This is a genomic window from Streptomyces sp. NPDC096079 (assembly GCF_040303145.1).
GTDB lineage: Bacteria > Actinomycetota > Actinomycetes > Streptomycetales > Streptomycetaceae > Streptomyces.
Genome location: NZ_JBEOST010000004.1, coordinates 387,217 through 403,260 on the forward strand (window position 1 = coordinate 387,217; position 16,044 = coordinate 403,260).

The 16,044-nt window shown below is 71.3% G+C and carries 18 protein-coding genes; 6 read left to right on the forward strand and 12 right to left on the reverse strand.

Translation table 11 applies throughout. The features are described from left to right. Positions 1 to 31 precede the first annotated feature (31 nt). Positions 32 to 889 carry a phosphotransferase enzyme family protein gene (locus ABTY59_RS12090; RefSeq protein ID WP_352018801.1) on the reverse strand — a complete coding sequence of 286 codons (858 nt, stop codon included), beginning with the start codon at positions 887 to 889 and terminating at the stop codon, positions 32 to 34. A gap of 132 nt (positions 890 to 1,021) precedes the next feature. Between ABTY59_RS12090 and ABTY59_RS12095 the strand changes: the two genes are divergently transcribed. From ABTY59_RS12095 to ABTY59_RS12115, 5 genes are all read left to right on the forward strand, one after another. After that, positions 1,022 to 1,969 carry a carbohydrate ABC transporter permease gene (locus ABTY59_RS12095; protein WP_469541852.1) on the forward strand — a complete coding sequence of 316 codons (948 nt, stop codon included), beginning with the start codon at positions 1,022 to 1,024 and terminating at the stop codon, positions 1,967 to 1,969. Next, on the forward strand, positions 1,966 to 2,808 hold the full coding sequence (locus ABTY59_RS12100; protein ID WP_352018802.1) for a carbohydrate ABC transporter permease: 843 nt from the start codon (positions 1,966 to 1,968) through the stop codon (positions 2,806 to 2,808). The genes ABTY59_RS12095 and ABTY59_RS12100 overlap by 4 nt, the downstream gene beginning before the upstream one ends. After that, on the forward strand, positions 2,805 to 4,097 hold the full coding sequence (locus ABTY59_RS12105) for an ABC transporter substrate-binding protein (RefSeq protein WP_352018803.1): 1,293 nt from the start codon (positions 2,805 to 2,807) through the stop codon (positions 4,095 to 4,097). The genes ABTY59_RS12100 and ABTY59_RS12105 overlap by 4 nt, the downstream gene beginning before the upstream one ends. A gap of 139 nt (positions 4,098 to 4,236) precedes the next feature. After that, positions 4,237 to 4,791, forward strand: a complete 555-nt coding sequence (locus tag ABTY59_RS12110; RefSeq protein ID WP_352018804.1) for a DUF1697 domain-containing protein — start codon at positions 4,237 to 4,239, stop codon at positions 4,789 to 4,791. 74 nt (positions 4,792 to 4,865) lie between these two features. After that, positions 4,866 to 5,492, forward strand: coding sequence for a mycothiol-dependent nitroreductase Rv2466c family protein (locus ABTY59_RS12115; protein WP_352018805.1), 627 nt, complete (start codon positions 4,866 to 4,868; stop codon positions 5,490 to 5,492). On the opposite strand, the gene ABTY59_RS12120 is transcribed toward ABTY59_RS12115, so the two are convergent. After that, complete coding sequence (locus ABTY59_RS12120) at positions 5,489 to 5,953, reverse strand: hypothetical protein (protein WP_352018806.1); 465 nt, start codon at positions 5,951 to 5,953, stop codon at positions 5,489 to 5,491. The two genes, ABTY59_RS12115 and ABTY59_RS12120, sit on opposite strands and share 4 nt — an antisense overlap. A 172-nt stretch (positions 5,954 to 6,125) precedes the next feature. On the opposite strand from ABTY59_RS12120, the gene ABTY59_RS12125 reads away from it, so the two are divergent. Continuing rightward, the gene (locus ABTY59_RS12125) at positions 6,126 to 6,698 is read left to right on the forward strand and encodes a TIGR03086 family metal-binding protein (RefSeq protein WP_352018807.1); all 573 of its coding nucleotides are present in this window, start codon (positions 6,126 to 6,128) and stop codon (positions 6,696 to 6,698) included. A gap of 53 nt (positions 6,699 to 6,751) precedes the next feature. On the opposite strand, the gene ABTY59_RS12130 is transcribed toward ABTY59_RS12125, so the two are convergent. The 10 genes from ABTY59_RS12130 to ABTY59_RS12175 all read right to left on the reverse strand — a co-directional run bounded on the left by ABTY59_RS12130 (position 6,752) and on the right by ABTY59_RS12175 (position 15,921). Beyond that, entirely contained in the window at positions 6,752 to 7,486 is a 735-nt protein-coding gene (locus tag ABTY59_RS12130; RefSeq protein ID WP_352018808.1) for a sirohydrochlorin chelatase, read from the reverse strand. 8 nt (positions 7,487 to 7,494) lie between these two features. Beyond that, positions 7,495 to 8,379 (reverse strand): ABC transporter permease, encoded by an 885-nt coding sequence (locus tag ABTY59_RS12135; protein ID WP_352018809.1) that lies wholly within the window; start codon positions 8,377 to 8,379, stop codon positions 7,495 to 7,497. After that, positions 8,366 to 9,160, reverse strand: coding sequence for an ABC transporter ATP-binding protein (locus tag ABTY59_RS12140; RefSeq protein ID WP_352018810.1), 795 nt, complete (start codon positions 9,158 to 9,160; stop codon positions 8,366 to 8,368). Before ABTY59_RS12140 ends, ABTY59_RS12135 begins: the two co-directional genes overlap by 14 nt. Positions 9,161 to 9,193: 33 nt before the next feature. After that, positions 9,194 to 10,303, reverse strand: coding sequence for an aliphatic sulfonate ABC transporter substrate-binding protein (locus ABTY59_RS12145; protein WP_352018811.1), 1,110 nt, complete (start codon positions 10,301 to 10,303; stop codon positions 9,194 to 9,196). Between the two features lie 205 nt (positions 10,304 to 10,508). Next, a complete protein-coding gene (locus ABTY59_RS12150; RefSeq protein WP_352018812.1) occupies positions 10,509 to 11,849 on the reverse strand; it encodes a sulfate adenylyltransferase subunit 1 in 1,341 nt (446 codons plus the stop codon). Then, positions 11,849 to 12,784 carry a sulfate adenylyltransferase subunit CysD gene (cysD, locus tag ABTY59_RS12155; protein ID WP_352018813.1) on the reverse strand — a complete coding sequence of 312 codons (936 nt, stop codon included), beginning with the start codon at positions 12,782 to 12,784 and terminating at the stop codon, positions 11,849 to 11,851. Before cysD ends, ABTY59_RS12150 begins: the two co-directional genes overlap by 1 nt. Continuing rightward, on the reverse strand, positions 12,781 to 13,362 hold the full coding sequence (gene cysC, locus ABTY59_RS12160; RefSeq protein WP_502995356.1) for an adenylyl-sulfate kinase: 582 nt from the start codon (positions 13,360 to 13,362) through the stop codon (positions 12,781 to 12,783). Before cysC ends, cysD begins: the two co-directional genes overlap by 4 nt. After that, positions 13,344 to 14,051 carry a phosphoadenylyl-sulfate reductase gene (locus tag ABTY59_RS12165; RefSeq protein WP_352018815.1) on the reverse strand — a complete coding sequence of 236 codons (708 nt, stop codon included), beginning with the start codon at positions 14,049 to 14,051 and terminating at the stop codon, positions 13,344 to 13,346. The genes cysC and ABTY59_RS12165 overlap by 19 nt, the downstream gene beginning before the upstream one ends. After that, on the reverse strand, positions 14,048 to 14,227 hold the full coding sequence (locus ABTY59_RS12170) for a hypothetical protein (protein ID WP_352018816.1): 180 nt from the start codon (positions 14,225 to 14,227) through the stop codon (positions 14,048 to 14,050). Before ABTY59_RS12170 ends, ABTY59_RS12165 begins: the two co-directional genes overlap by 4 nt. Then, the gene (locus tag ABTY59_RS12175) at positions 14,224 to 15,921 is read right to left on the reverse strand and encodes a nitrite/sulfite reductase (protein ID WP_352018817.1); all 1,698 of its coding nucleotides are present in this window, start codon (positions 15,919 to 15,921) and stop codon (positions 14,224 to 14,226) included. The genes ABTY59_RS12170 and ABTY59_RS12175 overlap by 4 nt, the downstream gene beginning before the upstream one ends. Positions 15,922 to 16,044 lie beyond the last annotated feature (123 nt).

Here is a 16,044-nt window from a genome sequence, read left to right on the forward strand (position 1 = left end):
TCGGATCGTCCTGTTCGCCGGGGCCATGATGTCAGAAGGGGTACCAGCGCACCTCGGGGTCGTCCGCCCGAAGGGACGCCACGCGCCGTTCGAACTCGGCCATCGCCTTCGGGTTCGTCGGGGCGTGCTGCGCCACCCACGCGCAGCTCGCGGTCTCCCGCGCCCCCCGCAGCACCGCGCACCCCTCCCACTCCCGGACGTCCCAGCCGTAGGCCTCCGTGAAGGACTCGTACGCCACCGGGTCCAGGCCGTACCGGTCCCGGGAGAGGGCGAGGACCACCAGGTCGTGCTCGCGCAGGTCCGAGGAGAAGGTCTCCAGGTCCACCAGGACCGGGCCGTCGGGGCCGACGTGCACGTTCCGCGGGAGGGCGTCCCCGTGGATCGGGCCCGGGGTCAGGTGCGGGGCGAGCGCGGCCGCCGCAGGGGCGAAGGCATCGCGCCGCTCACGGAGGAACGCCGCGTCCGCGGGATCGATCGCGTCCCCGGCGAGCCGCAGCCACCGCTCGACCCCGCCGAGCAGCTCACGGCGCGGGAGCGTGAACCCCGTCGGCTCGGGCAGGGCGTGGACGGCCCGCAGCAGCGGGGCCAGATCGCGGGGCTCCGTGGGCCGCACCGCGTCCGGGAGCCGGTGCCAGAGGGTGACCGGGTGCCCGTCCACCAGGAGCGGCTTCTCCTCCGCCGCCCGGACCGCCGGGACACCGGCTGCTTCCAGCCAGGACGCCAGGGCGAGCTCCCGCTCGGCCCGCTCCAGCAGCTCCGCATCGCGGCCGACCTTCGCCACGTGACCGCCCACCGCGAAGACCGCGTTCTCCCCGAGGGTGAGCAGCCGCGCCTCCGCGACCGGCAGCCCCGCCCCGGCCAGGATCTCCCGTGCCCGCGCCTCGTCCATCGACCTCTCCTCACCTGTGCGTTTGAGCCAAAGTCTCCCATCCGCGCAGCTCATCCCGCAGGGTGCCTTGACCGTCCCCGGGCCCGTCCGCACCATGACGGGGTTCCCACGGCGGCGTCGGACGGGGGTCGGATGGTGAGCTCGGTGACGGCGACGAAGCGCCCGGGCAGGACGCGGACACCGCGCGCCGCCCCCGGCGTCCGGCCGCGGGGGCCCGACCTCGGCGCCTGGTTCCTGGTGCTCCCGGCCCTCCTGCCGATCCTCGTCCTCAGTGTCGGACCGCTCCTCTACGGCATCGCGCTCGCCTTCACCGACGCCCAGTCCGGACGCACCCAGGCCACCGGCTGGGTCGGCACCCTCAACTTCCAGGACCTGCTGCACGACACCCTCTTCTGGGAGTCGTTCCGCATCGGCGCGGTCTGGGCCGTCGGGGTGACCGTTCCGCAGTTCCTGCTCGCGCTCGGCCTCTCCCTGCTGCTCCACCAGGAGCTCCGCTTCCGCCGGCTCGCCCGCGCGCTCGCGATCATTCCCTGGGCCATGCCGGAGGTCGTCGTCGGCATCATGTGGCGGCTCGTCTACAACCCGGACGCCGGGATCCTCAACGAGACCCTCCGGAACCTGGGCCTCGGCGAGGGCCACGACTGGCTCTCCGGCCTCGCCACCGCCCTCCCCGCCGTCATCGTCGTCGGCGTCTGGGCGGGCATGCCGCAGACCACCGTCGCGCTGCTCGCCGGACTCCAGAACACCCCGCGCGAACTCCACGAGGCCGCCGCCCTCGACGGCGCCGGCGCCTGGCGCCGCTTCCGCGCCGTCACCTGGCCCGCGCTCCGGCCGGTGGCCCTCGCCATCACGGCCCTCAACCTCATCTGGAACTTCAACTCCTTCGCCCTGGTGTACGTCCTGACCAGCGGCGGACCGGGCGGCCGGACCCGGCTCCCGATGCTCTTCGCCTACGAAGAGGCCTTCCGCTACGGGCAGTTCGGCTACGCCGCCGCGATGGGCTGCGTGATGGTCGCCGCCGTCTCGGTGCTCATCGCCCTCTCCCTCGTACGCCGTCTGAAAGGGGACCAGGACCGGTGAGCGCCCTCCGGACGAGCGGGCCCGCGCGGGCGGGCCAGTACCTGGCCCTCCTCGCCTACCTGGTCTTCCTCGCCTTCCCCTTCCTCTGGCTGGTCTCCACCGCCTTCAAGCCCGCCCCCGAGCTGGCCTCGCTGCACCCCACCTGGATCCCGGAGGACCCCACCCTCGACAACTTCCGGCAGGCCTTCGACGAGCAGCCGCTGCTCAGGGCCGCCGCCAACAGCCTGCTCGCCGCCGTCTCCGCCGCCGTGATCACGGTGGTCGTCGCGACCCCGCTCGCCTACGTGACGGCCCGCAAGCGGGGCGGGCTCTCCGGGGCGGTGTCCGGCTGGGTGGTGATCAGCCAGGCGTTCCCCTTCGTCCTGGTGATCATCCCGCTCTTCCTCGTCCTCAAGAACCTGCACCTGATCGACAGCGTCGCCGGACTCGTCCTGGTGTACGTGGTGTGGTCGCTGCCCTTCGCCCTCTGGATGCTCATGGGATACGTCAGGGCCGTCCCGGCCGAGCTGGAGGAGGCCGCGGCCGTCGACGGCGCCGGCCGGATCCGTACCCTCGTCTCGGTCACCGCCCCGCTGCTCGCCCCGGGCATCGTCGCCACCGCGCTCTTCGCCTTCGTCACCGCCTGGAACGAGTTCTTCTTCGCGCTCGTCCTCCTCAAGTCCCCGGAGAGGCAGACCCTCCCGGTCGTCCTCACCCACTTCCTCGGCGCCGAGGGCGTCGCCGACCTCGGCCCGCTGGCCGCCGCGGCCTTCCTCGCCACCCTGCCGTCCCTCGTCGTCTTCGGCCTCCTCCAGAGACGGATCACCGGCGGGACGCTGGCCGGGGCGGTGAAGTCATGAGACGGTTCCTCGCCCTCGCCGCCGTGCTCCTGCTCCTCCTCACCGGCTGCACCGCGGGCGACGACGGCCCCGACGACGGTGTCGTACGGCTCCGGTTCCAGTCCCTCGCCTGGCAGAAGGAGTCCGTCGAGGTCAACCGGCAGCTGGTGCGGGAGTGGAACGCCGCCCACCCCGGCATCCAGGTCGACTACGTCCAGGGCAGCTGGGACTCCGTCCACGACCAGCTCCTCACCTCCTTCGAGGGCGGCGAGGCACCCGACCTCATCCACGACGCCTCCGACGACCTGGCCGACTTCGCCTACGGCGGCGACCTCGCCGACCTCCGCCCGCTGCTCTCCGCACGGCTGCGCGCCGACATCCCCGCCGCCGCCTGGGAGACCACCACCTTCGGCGAGGGCGTCCACGGGGTCCCGTTCCTCCAGGAACCGCGCGTGCTCATCGCCAACCGGAAGATCCTGGAGTCCTCCGGCGTCCGCGTCCCCACCCCGGACAGACCCTGGACCTGGGCCGAGTTCCGGCGGATCGCCCAGGACCTCACCCGGAGCATGGGACCCGGCCGGTACGCGGTCGCCTGGCCCCTCAGGGAACCCGTCTCGGTCAGCCTCAACCTCGGGGTCTCGGCCGGCGGCCGGCTCTTCCACCGGGGCCCGGACGGCCGGGTGACCCTCGACTTCACCGAGGCCGACGGCATCGTCCCCGGCACCGTCCACGACCAGGTCGTCACCGACCGGACCGCGCCGCGCACCACCCTCGGCAGCGGCGGCTCCGACACCCTGCCCGGCTTCTTCGCCGGCAAGTACGCCATGGTCCCCCTGGGCTTCGCCTACCGCCAGCAGATCGCGCAGCAGGCGCCCGCGGGCTTCGAGTGGACCGTGCTCCCCGCGCCCGTCGGCAGCGAGGGCCTCGCCCAGGGCGTCTCCCCGCAGACCCTTTCGATCGCCGAGTCCAGCCCCCACAAGAAGGAGGCGGCGGCCTTCCTCGACTTCTTCCTGCGCCCGGCCAACATGGTGCGGCTCGCGCGCGGCGACTGGATGCTGCCGACCGGCACCGCCGCGCTCGCCGACCCCTCCCTGCACACCGCGCGGGACGGCTGGGCGACCGGAGTGGCGGTCGCGGCCCGTCTGCGGCCGGCGCCCGCGCAGTCGGTGCGCGGCTATCCCGAGTGGAAGGACAAGGTGGCGACCCCGGCCTTCCAGGAGTACTACAGCGGAGCCATCGACGCTCCCGAGTTGCGCAGACGGCTGGTCGAGGACGGCAACCGGGTCCTCGCCCGCTATCAGCGCAGATGACGGATTCGTCATTACGAAACCTTGTTGAATAAGTCACAGATGGGTGAAGGGTCTTCTCCGGGCCCGCTCCATCGGACAGGGTTCGAACCGGTCACCGTGCCGCCCCCCACGAGGCGCGGTGGCCCCCTACATTGGGCCCATGACGAAGACCTACGCGGCCCTGCTCCGGGGCATCAACGTGAGCGGGCACCGCAAGGTCCCCATGGCCGAACTCCGCACCCTCCTCGAAGGCCTCGGCCACACCGACGTCCGCACCTACCTCCAGAGCGGGAACGCCGTCTTCACCACCGGCTCCGGCGTCGGCGAGGAGGAACTCAGGACCGCGCTGGAAGCGGCCGTCGATGACCACTTCGGCTTCCCCGTCGACTGCCTCGTCCGCGACGGCGACTACCTCTCCGCCGTCGCCGAGGCCTGCCCCTTCCCGGCCGCCGGACTCCAGGGCAAGCAGCTCCACGCCATCTACTACTCCGAGCCCGCCGACCCCGGACGCTTCGCCTCGATCGACCGCGCGGCGCACCTGCCCGAGGAGTACGCCCTCGGCGACCGGGTGCTCTACCTCTACACCCCCGAAGGCCTCGGGAAGTCCAAGCTGGGCGAGGCCGTGTCCCGCCCGTCCGTCGTGAAGGGGCTCGTCGCCACCGCCAGGAACTGGAACACGGTGGTCAAGCTCGTCGAGATGACACGGGAGAAGTGACCGCTGAGTGGCCCAGTCTCAAGGCCGCCGATTGGCCCGTGGAAGCGGGCCAACTCGCGGCTAGATTCGACGACATGACGAGCAACGAGACCACGCCCCGCCCCGTCGTCGACTTCTACTTCGACCCCGCCTGCCCCTTCGCCTGGATCACCTCCCGCTGGATCCTGGAGGTCGAACGCCACCGGGACATCGACCTCCGCTTCAAGGTCATGAGCCTGTACCTGCACAACGAGGGCAACACCCTGCCCGACTGGTACCGCGAACTCGTCGACGCCTCCCTCGGCCCGGTCCGGGTGGCGGCCGCCGCGGCCGAGCAGCACGGCGAGGAGATCCTGCGCCCGCTCTACACCGCGTACGGCACGCGCATCCACGAGAAGAAGCAGAAGGACTTCGACGCCGTGATCGCCGAATCGCTCACCGAACTCGGACTCCCGCCCGAGCTGGCCGCCGCCGCCCACGACCCGGCCCACGACGAAGCGGTCCGCCGCAGCCACGACACGGGCAAGGACCCCGAGGCCGAGGGGTACGTCGGCACCCCGACGATCCACGTCGACGGCACCGTCTGGTTCGGCCCCGTCCTGCGGGCGATCCCACGGGGCGAGAAGGCGGCCGAACTGTTCGACAGCTTCCGCGCCCTCGCCGCCCACCCCGACCTCTTCGAACTCAAGCGCACCCGCACCGGGGGCCTCGACTTCGGCTAGTCGAAGGAGACGCACCCGATCGTCACGGGATACCGGGGCGACCACCGGTCCGTGGCCTCGTCGTACCCGCGCGCGTAGCCGTTGCTCGGGCCGGAGCAGGGAGCCTTCAGGCCGGTGTCGGTGTTGACCCAGCCTCCGGCGAGGCCCTGCTGCTCCTTGGAGACGACCCACTTCTTGAAGGCGATGGTGCCGTTGTTGTACTTCACCACGAGGAAGACGTGGCGGTCGAGTGTGAAGCAGCCGCCGTTGAGCTTCAGATGGCCGCCGAACTCGTAGGGCGACAGCCACGGCAGAGTGGTCCCGCAGTTCACCAGGGAGGCCACTTTGGGGGTGCTCGCCGGTGCCGTGTGCGCCGATGCCGCGCCGGGGACGGCGAGGCTGATGGCGGCCGCTACGACCGCCGCCATGCCGGCGGTCGTGTGCCGCCGACCGTGCAGTTTCGAATGAGTGAGGATAGTCATGTTCGTTCCTCTGGGATGGATCCGAACATTCTTGCGTTCAGTCTACTGACGGCTTCAGAAAGCCAGCAAATCGTGCGAAACGCCCATTGAATGTTCAATGGGCGTGCGGATGACGCTCAGTTGTCGCGAAAGTTCAAGACCGGGGGAGCGGGCCCTTCGTACGGTCGGCGGCATGAACGAGATCCACCACCACCTCACTCTCTGTGCCGCCGAGGCCGGCCGGGTCGCCCGCGCCGTCACCGCCGAACAGCTCGGCACGCCGTCCGTCTGCGCCGACTGGACGGTCCGCGAACTCGCCAACCACCTCGTCCTCTACTCCGCGCACGGCCTCGAACACCGAGCCCTGCGCACGAAGCTCCCCGAGGAGACCACCGCGCGGGACTTCACCGCCGACACCGACTGGGCCGAGCGCTACACGGCCCAGCTCGACCGCGCCCTGGCAGCCTGGGAGCGGCCCGGCGTCTGGGACGGGGAGGTCGACACCGGGTACGTCACGATGCCGGCCCCGACCATCGCCGCGCTGCTCGTCAAGGAACTCGCCCTGCACGGCTGGGACCTGGCCCGCTCCACCGGCCAGGACTTCACGGTCCCCGAGGACACGGCGGTCTTCGTCCTCGGCGTCGTCGAGGAGCACGCCGAGGTCTACCGCCAGTACGAGGGCTTCGCCCCGCCCGTGGACGTCCCCGCCGACACCCCGGCCCTCACCCGCGCCCTGGCCCTCAGCGGCCGGAACCCGAAGGACTAGGCGGTGTTTCGGAAGTCCCGCACAGCACCCGCGGTGGACTTTCGAAACACCCCCTAGGCGGTCCGGGCCACCGGGCGGCGCGCCTCCTCGTACCGCTCCACCAGCAGCGCGGCCAGTTCGGGGGACGGGCCCAGGACGTCCGCCAGGACGTCGGCCCCGGCCGCGCCGGCCGCGATGCGGTCCGGGAGGCGGCCCGGGGCGATCACGTACGGGGCCACCGCCACCCGGCGGACGCCCGGATCCGCACGGAGCGCCCGCACGGCGTCCTCCGTGCGCGGGAGAGATGCGGAGGCGAACGCGGGCCGCACGGAGCACCAACCGGTGCGCCGCAGCTCCCGCGCCGTTTCTGCGATCACCGCGATCGCCTCCGGGTCTGTGGAGCCCGCCGAGGCCAGGACGACCCCGGTCGCGCTCTTGTCGCCGGGCGTGAGCCCGGCCTCGTACAACCGCCGCTCCACCGCCGCGATCAGCAGCGGCGAAGGGCCGAGGACCTCCGCCTGGCGGACGCTCAGGGACGGGGGCGCCTGCCGCAGGACGGCGGGGATGTCGGCCTTCGCGTGGAAGGCCCGGGTGAGGAGCAGCGGCAGGGCCACGACCTCCCGGACACCGTCCGCCGCGAGCCGGTCCAGCACCCCCGGCACCGACGGCAGGTTGAAGTCCAGGAACGCCGTCTCCACGCGCAGCCCCGGCCGCAGCGCACCGGCCCGGCGCACCAGCGCCTGGACGGTCGCCGCGTGCCGCGGGTCGCGGCTGCCGTGGGCGATCACGAGGAGGACGGGACGGTTCACGGTGCGGCTCAGCCCTTCGCCAGCAGGCCGCGGCGGCGGAGCACCGTGCGCTCCAGCGGGCTGAAGATGAGCAGGTCGATGGCGATGCCGACGATCAGGATCAGGATGATCGCCAGGAAGATCCCCGCCATGTCGATGTTGTTGCGGCCGTTCTCCAGGAGCTGGCCGAGACCGAGGCCCAGGTCGGGCGAGGACGCGATGATCTCCGCGGCCATCAGCGAACGCCACGAGAACGCCCAGCCCTGCTTGAGGCCGGCCAGGTAGCCGGGGAGCGCGGCCGGCATCACGATGTGCCAGGCGCCCCTGAGGCCGGTCGCGCCGAGCGTCTGGCCCGCCCGCAGGAAGAGCGGCGGGACCTGGTCGACGCCGGCGACGAGACCGTTGGCGATCGAGGGGACGGCGCCCAGCAGGATCACCGCGTACATCATGCTGTCGTTGAGGCCGAGCCAGAGCACGGCCGGAGCGACCCAGGCCACCGAGGGCAGCGACTGGAGCCCCGCGAGGATCGGGCCGATCGCCGCGCGCACGAACTTCACGCGGGAGACGAGCAGGCCCAGCGGGGTGCCGATGACGAGCGCCAGGAGGAAGCCGAAGAGGGCCCGGGACACGCTGGTCCACAGGACGGAGAGCAGCGTGCCCTCCAGCCACATCGTGGTCAGGCTGTCCCACACGGCGGACGGCGCGGGCAGCTTGTACTCGTCGGTGACCTTCAGGGACACCAGGAGCTGCCACACGACCAGGACGAGCGCGACGGCCACGACCGGCGGGAGGACCTTCTTGACCAGCACCTCGCGGACCGGGGTCCGCGTGACGTGCACGGTGTCGAGGGCGTCCAGACCGGCTTCGAGGCCTGCGAGGTCGTCGGTGTTCGGGCTGGTGTCAGTGCTGGCCATGGCGGCGGATCTCCCCACGCAGGTGCTCGGTGATCTCGAGGGACAGCTCCGCGACGGCGGAGTCCTCGATGCGGCGCGGCTGAGGGATGTCGATGGTCCACTCGTGCGCGATCCGGCCGGGCCGGGACGAGAGCAGGACGACACGCTCTGCGAGGCGCACGGCCTCGCGCACGTTGTGGGTGACGAAGAGCACCGACAGCTTCGTCTCCCGCCAGATCCGGGTCAGTTCGTCGTGCAGCACGTCCCGCGTGATGGCGTCGAGCGCGGCGAACGGCTCGTCCATCAGGAGCAGGTCGCTGTCCTGGGCGAGCGCGCGGGCCAGCGCGACCCGCTGCCGCATGCCGCCGGACAGCTCGTGGACCCGCTTGCCGTACGAGCCGCCGAGCCGGACGAGGTCGAGCAGCCGCTCGGCCTCCTCGCGCCGCTCGGCCTTGGGCACCCCGCGCAACCGCAGGGCGAGTTCGATGTTCTTGCCCGCGGTGAGCCACGGGAAGAGGGCGTGCTCCTGGAACATCAGGGCCGGCCGGCCGCCGGGGGTCTCGATGGACCCCGCGGACGGCCGGTCGAGCCCGGCGACCAGGTTGAGCAGTGTGGACTTGCCGCAGCCCGAGGCGCCCAGGAGGGTGACGAACTCGCCGGGGGCGACATCGAGCGAGATGTCGTCGAGGACGAGCTGCCCGCCGGCGGGTCCGCCGAAGGACTTGGAGACATGCTCGATGCGGGCGGCATGGGTCACCGCCGCACGGTCTTCGGCCTTGGCGAGCGTCGCGGTCGTGGCCATGGTCGTCACCTCCTGGGGATCAGCTGCGGGCTGTTACTTCGCGCCGAGACCGGCGTCGGAGACCTCGGGCTGACCCGCGGCCTTCAGGACCTTGTTGAGCGGCTTCAGGTCGTAGATGCCGGACAGCTCCGGCTTCTCCAGGAGACCGGCCTTCACCGCGTGGTCGGCCTGGGCCTGCAGGGTGGCCGCCAGCGGGTCGTCGGTGAACTGGATGGACGGCCACGCGGCGTCGATCACCTTCGCGCCGAGCGCCTTGCCCGAGAGGTCCTTCAGCTTGGCGTTGGCCGAGGCCTTCGCCTTGTCCTGGTTGGCGTTGATCCACGCGTTGGTCTTCACCGAGCCGCGCAGGAACGCCTCGACGACGTCCGGGTGCTCCTTCAGGAACTTCTGCGACACGATGATGTTCGTGATGACGAACTTCTTGTCCGGCCACAGGTCGGACTCGTCGAGCAGCACCTTCGCGCCGTCGCCGACCAGCTTCGACGCGGTCGGCTCGGGCACCCAGGCGCCGTCGATGGCGCCGGAGGCGTAGGCGTTCGGGGTGACCTTGTTGTCCGTGCGGACCACGGAGACGTCGCCCTTGCCGCTCTGGGCGTCGACCTTCCAGCCCTTCTCGGAGATCCAGTTGAGGAAGGCCACGTCCTGCGTGTTGCCGAGCTGCGGGGTGGCGATCTTCTTGCCCTTGAGGTCGTCCAGGGTCTTGATCTTCGCCGGGTTGACCACGAGCTTCACGCCACCGGACGCGGCGCCGCCGACGATGCGGAGGTTGCTGCCCTTGGTCTTGACGTAGCCGTTGATGGACGGCGAGGGGCCGATGAAGCCGATGTCGATCGAGCCGGCGTTCAGCGCCTCGATCTCGGACGGGCCCGCGTTGAAGGTGGTGGCGACCAGCTTGGTGCCGCCCAGCTCCTTCTGGAGGATGCCCTCCTTGTCACCGACGAGCGCGGTGGCGTGCGTGAGGTTGGGGAAGTACCCGAGCCGTACGGTGTCGGCGGAGAGCTTCTCGCCCTCGGCGGCCACCTTCTTCTCGTCGGTCTTGCTCTCGGAGCCGTAGCCGCACGAGGCGAGCGCGCCGATCAGGAGCGGCGTGGCGGCGACGGCGGCGAGGCCGCGGCGCAGGGTGGTACGGGTGGTGGCAGGCACGGGTGGTGTTCCCCTCGATTCAACTTCTCAGCGAAGTCTGCGTTTATGTCGTTCGGGGTGGAGCGGGTGGAGCCGGTTCGTACCGCTCGCGCGGCACATCGAGGTCAGCACGCACATCGCGCGACACCTCCCATGCCCGCGCCGAGGGCGCCGGAGCCCACCCGGCCGCCCTCCTTCGCGAAGGTGGCGTAAGCGTTCTGGCTCATCAGAAGTCCCACCCTTCTTCCTCGTCGACCGCGGCGACGGCCTTGGCGGTGGCGAAGGACTCGCCCGCCATGCCGGCCGCGAGCGTGGTGCCGTCCGCGGGGTCGATCAGCAGGAACGAACCCGTACGGCGGGAGTCCGCGTACGCGTCGAGCGCGAGCGGCTCGGCGGTGCGGACCACGACACGGCCGATGTCGTTGGCGACCAGCTGCCCGGGGTTCGGGTGCTGGGACAGGTCGTCCAGGGTCAGCCGCGAGGGGATGTCCTTGACGATCGCCTTGACCGTGCGCGTGGTGTGCTTCAGCAGGACCCGCTGGCCGACGGCGAGCGGCTGGTCCGCCACGTGGCAGACCGTCGCCTCGACGTCCTGGCTGGTGGCCGGGGCGTCGCCGCTCGGCGCGAGCAGGTCGCCGCGCGAGATGTCGATGTCGTCGGCGAGCCGGATCGTCACCGACTGCGGCGCCCAGGCGATGTCCACGGACTCGCCCAGCGCGTCGATCCCGGTGATCGTCGACTTCTTCCCCGAGGGCAGGACGGTGATCTCCTCGCCGACGCGGAAGGCACCGGCGGCGATCTGACCGGCGTAGCCCCGGTAGTCGGGGTGCTCGGCGGTCTGCGGGCGGATCACGTACTGCACGGGGAAGCGGGCGTGGCAGGCCGTCAGGTCGTGGCTGACCGGGACGGTCTCCAGGTGCTCCAGGACGGTCGGGCCGCCGTACCAGTCCATGTTCGCGGACGGCTCCACGACGTTGTCGCCGGCGAGCGCCGAGATCGGGATCGCGGTGATCTCCGGGACGCCGAGCTCGGAGGCGTACGTCGTGAACTCCTCGGCGATCGCGGCGAAGACGGGCTCCTGGTAGTCGACCAGGTCCATCTTGTTCACGGCCAGGACCACGTGCGGGACGCGCAGCAGCGCGGCGACGGCCGCGTGCCGGCGGGTCTGCTCGACGACGCCGTTGCGGGCGTCGACGAGGACCACGGCCAGCTCGGCGGTGGAGGCGCCGGTGACCATGTTCCGGGTGTACTGCACGTGCCCGGGGGTGTCGGCGAGGATGAAGCGGCGGCGGGGCGTCGCGAAGTAGCGGTAGGCCACGTCGATCGTGATGCCCTGCTCGCGCTCGGCCCGCAGGCCGTCGGTGAGGAGCGCCAGGTCGGGCGCCTCCTGGCCGCGCTTGATGGACGCGGCCTCGACGGCCTCCAGCTGGTCCGTGAGGACCGACTTGGAGTCGTGCAGGAGGCGGCCCACCAGGGTGGACTTGCCGTCGTCGACGGAGCCGGCGGTGGCGAAACGCAGCAGGGTGGTGGCCGAGACGTCGGCGAACTGCTCGGTGGACGTGCTCATTAGAAGTACCCTTCGCGCTTGCGGTCTTCCATCGCGGCCTCGGACATCTTGTCGTCGGCGCGGGTCGCGCCCCGCTCGGTGAGGCGGGAGGCGGCGATCTCGGCGATGACGGCGTCGAGCGTGGTGGCGTCGGAGTCGACGGCGCCGGTGCAGGACATGTCGCCGACGGTGCGGTAGCGGATGAGCCGCTTCTCCACCGTCTCGGTGTCCTTCGGGCCGCCCCACTCGCCGGCCGTCAGCCACATGCCGTTGCGGGCGAAGACCTCGCGCTCGTGGGCGAAGTAGATCTCCGGCAGCTCGATGCCCTCGCGGGCGATGTACTGCCAGACGTCCAGCTCGGTCCAGTTGGACAGCGGGAAGACGCGGACGTGCTCGCCCGGGGCGTGCCGGCCGTTGTACAGCTGCCACAGCTCGGGGCGCTGGCGGCGCGGGTCCCACTGCGAGAACTCGTCGCGCAGCGAGAACACCCGCTCCTTGGCGCGCGCCTTCTCCTCGTCGCGGCGGCCGCCGCCGAAGACGGCGTCGAAGCGGTGCTGCTGGATCGCCTCGGTCAGCGGGACGGTCTGCAGCGGGTTGCGGGTGCCGTCCGGGCGCTCGCGGAGCTTGCCGGCGTCGATGTACTCCTGCACGGAGGCCACGTGCAGCCGCAGCCCGTGCTGGGCGACGACCCGGTCGCGGTACTCGATGACCTCGGGGAAGTTGTGCCCGGTGTCGACGTGCAGCAGCGTGAAGGGGACCGGCGCCGGGGCGAAGGCCTTCAGCGCCAGGTGCAGCATGACGATGGAGTCCTTGCCGCCGGAGAAGAGGATCACCGGCCGCTCGAACTCGCCCGCCACCTCACGGAAGATGTGGACGGCCTCGGACTCCAGGGAGTCGAGGTGCGACAGCGCGAACGGACTGTCCGTGCTGTCGTGCGTGTGGACGACGGTGGTCACAGCAGACCCCTCTCGGTGAGCAGCGCGTGGAGCTGCGCCGCGGACTCCTGCACGGTCTGGTTCTGGGACTCGATCCGCAGATCGGGGTTCTCGGGTGCCTCGTACGGGTCGTCGACACCGGTGAGGCCGCTGATCTCGCCCGCGGCCTGCTTGGCGTAGAGGCCCTTCACGTCGCGGACGGAGCAGACGTCCACGGGGGTGGCCACGTGCACCTCGACGAAGGCGGTGCCCTCGGCGCCGTGGCGCTTGCGGACCGCCTCGCGGCTGTCGTTGTACGGGGCGATGACCGGGACCAGGACCTTCACGCCGTGCGAGGCGAGCAGCTCGGCGACGAAGCCGATCCGCTGCACGTTGGTGTGCCGGTCCTCGCGGCTGAAGCCGAGGCCCGCCGAGAGGAACTCGCGGATCTCGTCGCCGTCGAGGATCTCGACCGCGTGGCCCTCCTCGCGGAGGCGGCCGGCCAGCTCGTACGCGATGGTGGTCTTTCCGGCGCTCGGCAGGCCGGTGAGCCAGATGGTGGCACCGGTCACGTGGTTCTCCTGGGGTGTCTGAGTGTCCGTCATCCGTGCAGTCCGCATTCGGTCTTGGCCCGTCCGGCCCAGCGTCCCGCGCGGGCGTCCTCGCCCTCCGCGACGCGGCGGGTGCAGGGGGCGCAGCCGACGGAGGCGTACCCGTCCATGAGGAGCGGGTTGGTGAGGACACCGTGCTCCGTGACGTACGCGTCGACGTCGTCCTGCGTCCAGCGGGCGATGGGGGAGACCTTGACCTTCTGCCGCTTCTCGTCCCAGCCGACGACCGGGGTGTTCGCCCGGGTCGGGGACTCGTCGCGGCGCAGGCCGGTGGCCCACGCGCCGTACGCGGTGAGCCCCTCCTCCAGCGGCTTGACCTTGCGCAGGGCGCAGCACAGGTCGGGGTCGCGGTCGTGGAGCCTCGGACCGTACTCGGCGTCCTGCTCGGCCACCGTCTGACGCGGGGTCAGGGTGATCACGTTGACGTCCATGACGGCGTCCACGGCGTCGCGGGTGCCGATGGTCTCCTCGAAGTGGTAGCCCGTGTCGAGGAAGACCACGTCCACGCCGGGGCGGACCCGGGAGGCGAGGTGGGCGACGACCGCGTCCTCCATGGAGGAGGTGACGCAGAAGCGCTCGCCGAAGGTGTCCACGGCCCAGCGCAGGATCTCCAGCGCGGAGGCGTCCTCCAGATCACGGCCGGCCTGCTCGGCGAGTGCCTTCAGGTCGGCCGCGGTCGCGTCCTGAGCGATCGTCATATCGCTTCCCTCCCAGGGGTGTTATCCGAAGTCGCCGGGGCGAGGAGCCCCAGGAACTTCAGCTGGAAGGCTCGACTGCACGCGGCGCATTCCCAGGCTCCGTGGCCCTGCTCGTTCGGACGCAGGTCCTCGTCGCCGCAGTAGGGGCAGTGGAACGGGGCGGCTCGCTCGCTCAAGACAGGGCCTCCTCGGAGGCGCGGGCCGCCCAGGTCGCGAAGCGCTCGCCGGTCTCGCGCTCCGCCTGGAAGCGCGCGAGGACCCGCTCCACGTAGTCCGGCAGCTCGGCGGCCGTGACCTTGAGGCCGCGGACCTTGCGGCCGAAGCCGGCCTCCAGGCCGAGCGCGCCGCCCAGGTGCACCTGGTAGCCCTCGACGCGGTTGCCCTCGTCGTCCAGGACCAGCTGGCCCTTGAGGCCGATGTCCGCCACCTGGATGCGGGCGCAGGCGTTCGGGCAGCCGTTGATGTTGATCGTCAGCGGCTCGTCGAACTCCGGGAGGCGGCGCTCCAGTTCGTCGATGAGCGAGGAGCCGCGGCCCTTCGTCTCGACGATCGCGAGCTTGCAGAACTCGATGCCGGTGCAGGCCATCGTGCCGCGCCGGAACGGCGAGGGCGTGACGCGCAGGTCCAGCGCCTCCAGGGCGGAGACGATCGACTCGACCTGCGCCTCCTCGATGTCGAGCACGAGCATCTTCTGCTCGGCGGTGGTGCGGACCCGGCCGGAGCCGTGCGCCTCGGCGACCTCGGCGATCTTCGTGAGGGTGGCGCCGTCGACCCGGCCGACGCGGGGCGCGAAGCCCACGTAGAAGCGGCCGTCCTTCTGCCGGTGGACGCCGACGTGGTCACGCCAGCGGCCCGCGGGCTGCTCGGGTGCGGGGCCGTCCGTCAGCTTCCGCTGCAGGTACTCGTCCTCCAGGACCTGGCGGAACTTCTCCGGGCCCCAGTCGGCGACGAGGAACTTCAGGCGGGCGCGGTTGCGCAGCCGGCGGTAGCCGTAGTCGCGGAAGATCGAGATGACGCCCTCGTAGACGTCGGGGACCTCGTCGAGGGAGACCCAGGTGCCGAGGCGGACGCCGAGCTTGGGGTTGGTGGACAGACCGCCGCCGACCCAGACGTCGAAACCGGGGCCGTGCTCCGGGTGCTCCACGCCGACGAAGGCGATGTCGTTGATCTCGTGCGCCACGTCGAGCAGCGGGGAGCCGGAGACCGCGGACTTGAACTTGCGGGGCAGGTTGGAGAAGTCCTTGTTGCCGACGATCCGCCGCTGGATCTCGTCGATGGCGGGGGTGCCGTCGATGATCTCGTCGGCGGCGATGCCGGCCACGGGGGAGCCGAGGATGACGCGCGGGGTGTCGCCGCAGGCCTCGGTGGTGGACAGGCCGACCGCCTCCAGGCGGTTCCAGATCTCGGGGACGTCCTCGATGCGGATCCAGTGGTACTGGACGTTCTGCCGGTCCGTGATGTCGGCGGTGCCGCGGGCGAACTCCTCGGAGATCTCGCCGATGACCCGGAGCTGCTCGGTGGTCAGCCGGCCGCCGTCGATGCGGACCCGGAGCATGAAGTACTCGTCGTCCAGCTCCTCCGGCTCCAGCACGCCCGTCTTGGTGCCGTCCAGGCCCTGCTTGCGCTGGGTGTAGAGGCCCCACCAGCGCATGCGTCCGCGCAGGTCGTTGGGGTCGATGGAGTCGAAGCCGCGCTTCGAGTAGACCGTCTCAATACGTGTCCGCACATTGAGACCGTCGTCGTCCTTCTTGAACTGCTCATTGCCGTTCAGGGGGGTGAAGTGCCCCACGGCCCACTGACCCTCGCCACGGTGGCGCCCGGCCTTGCGGCGGGCGGCGGCGGGAGTGGGGTTTTCCGGGGTGGCGGCCATGGCGTCTTGTCCTTCGGGACTGCGAGAGGGCGGCTCTGACCTGCACACTCGCGCTCAGGTCAGAGGGTGGCGCGTCAGTGCGCAGCAGGATGGGGCAGAGTCGGGTGGAAAGGAGATCGCGGC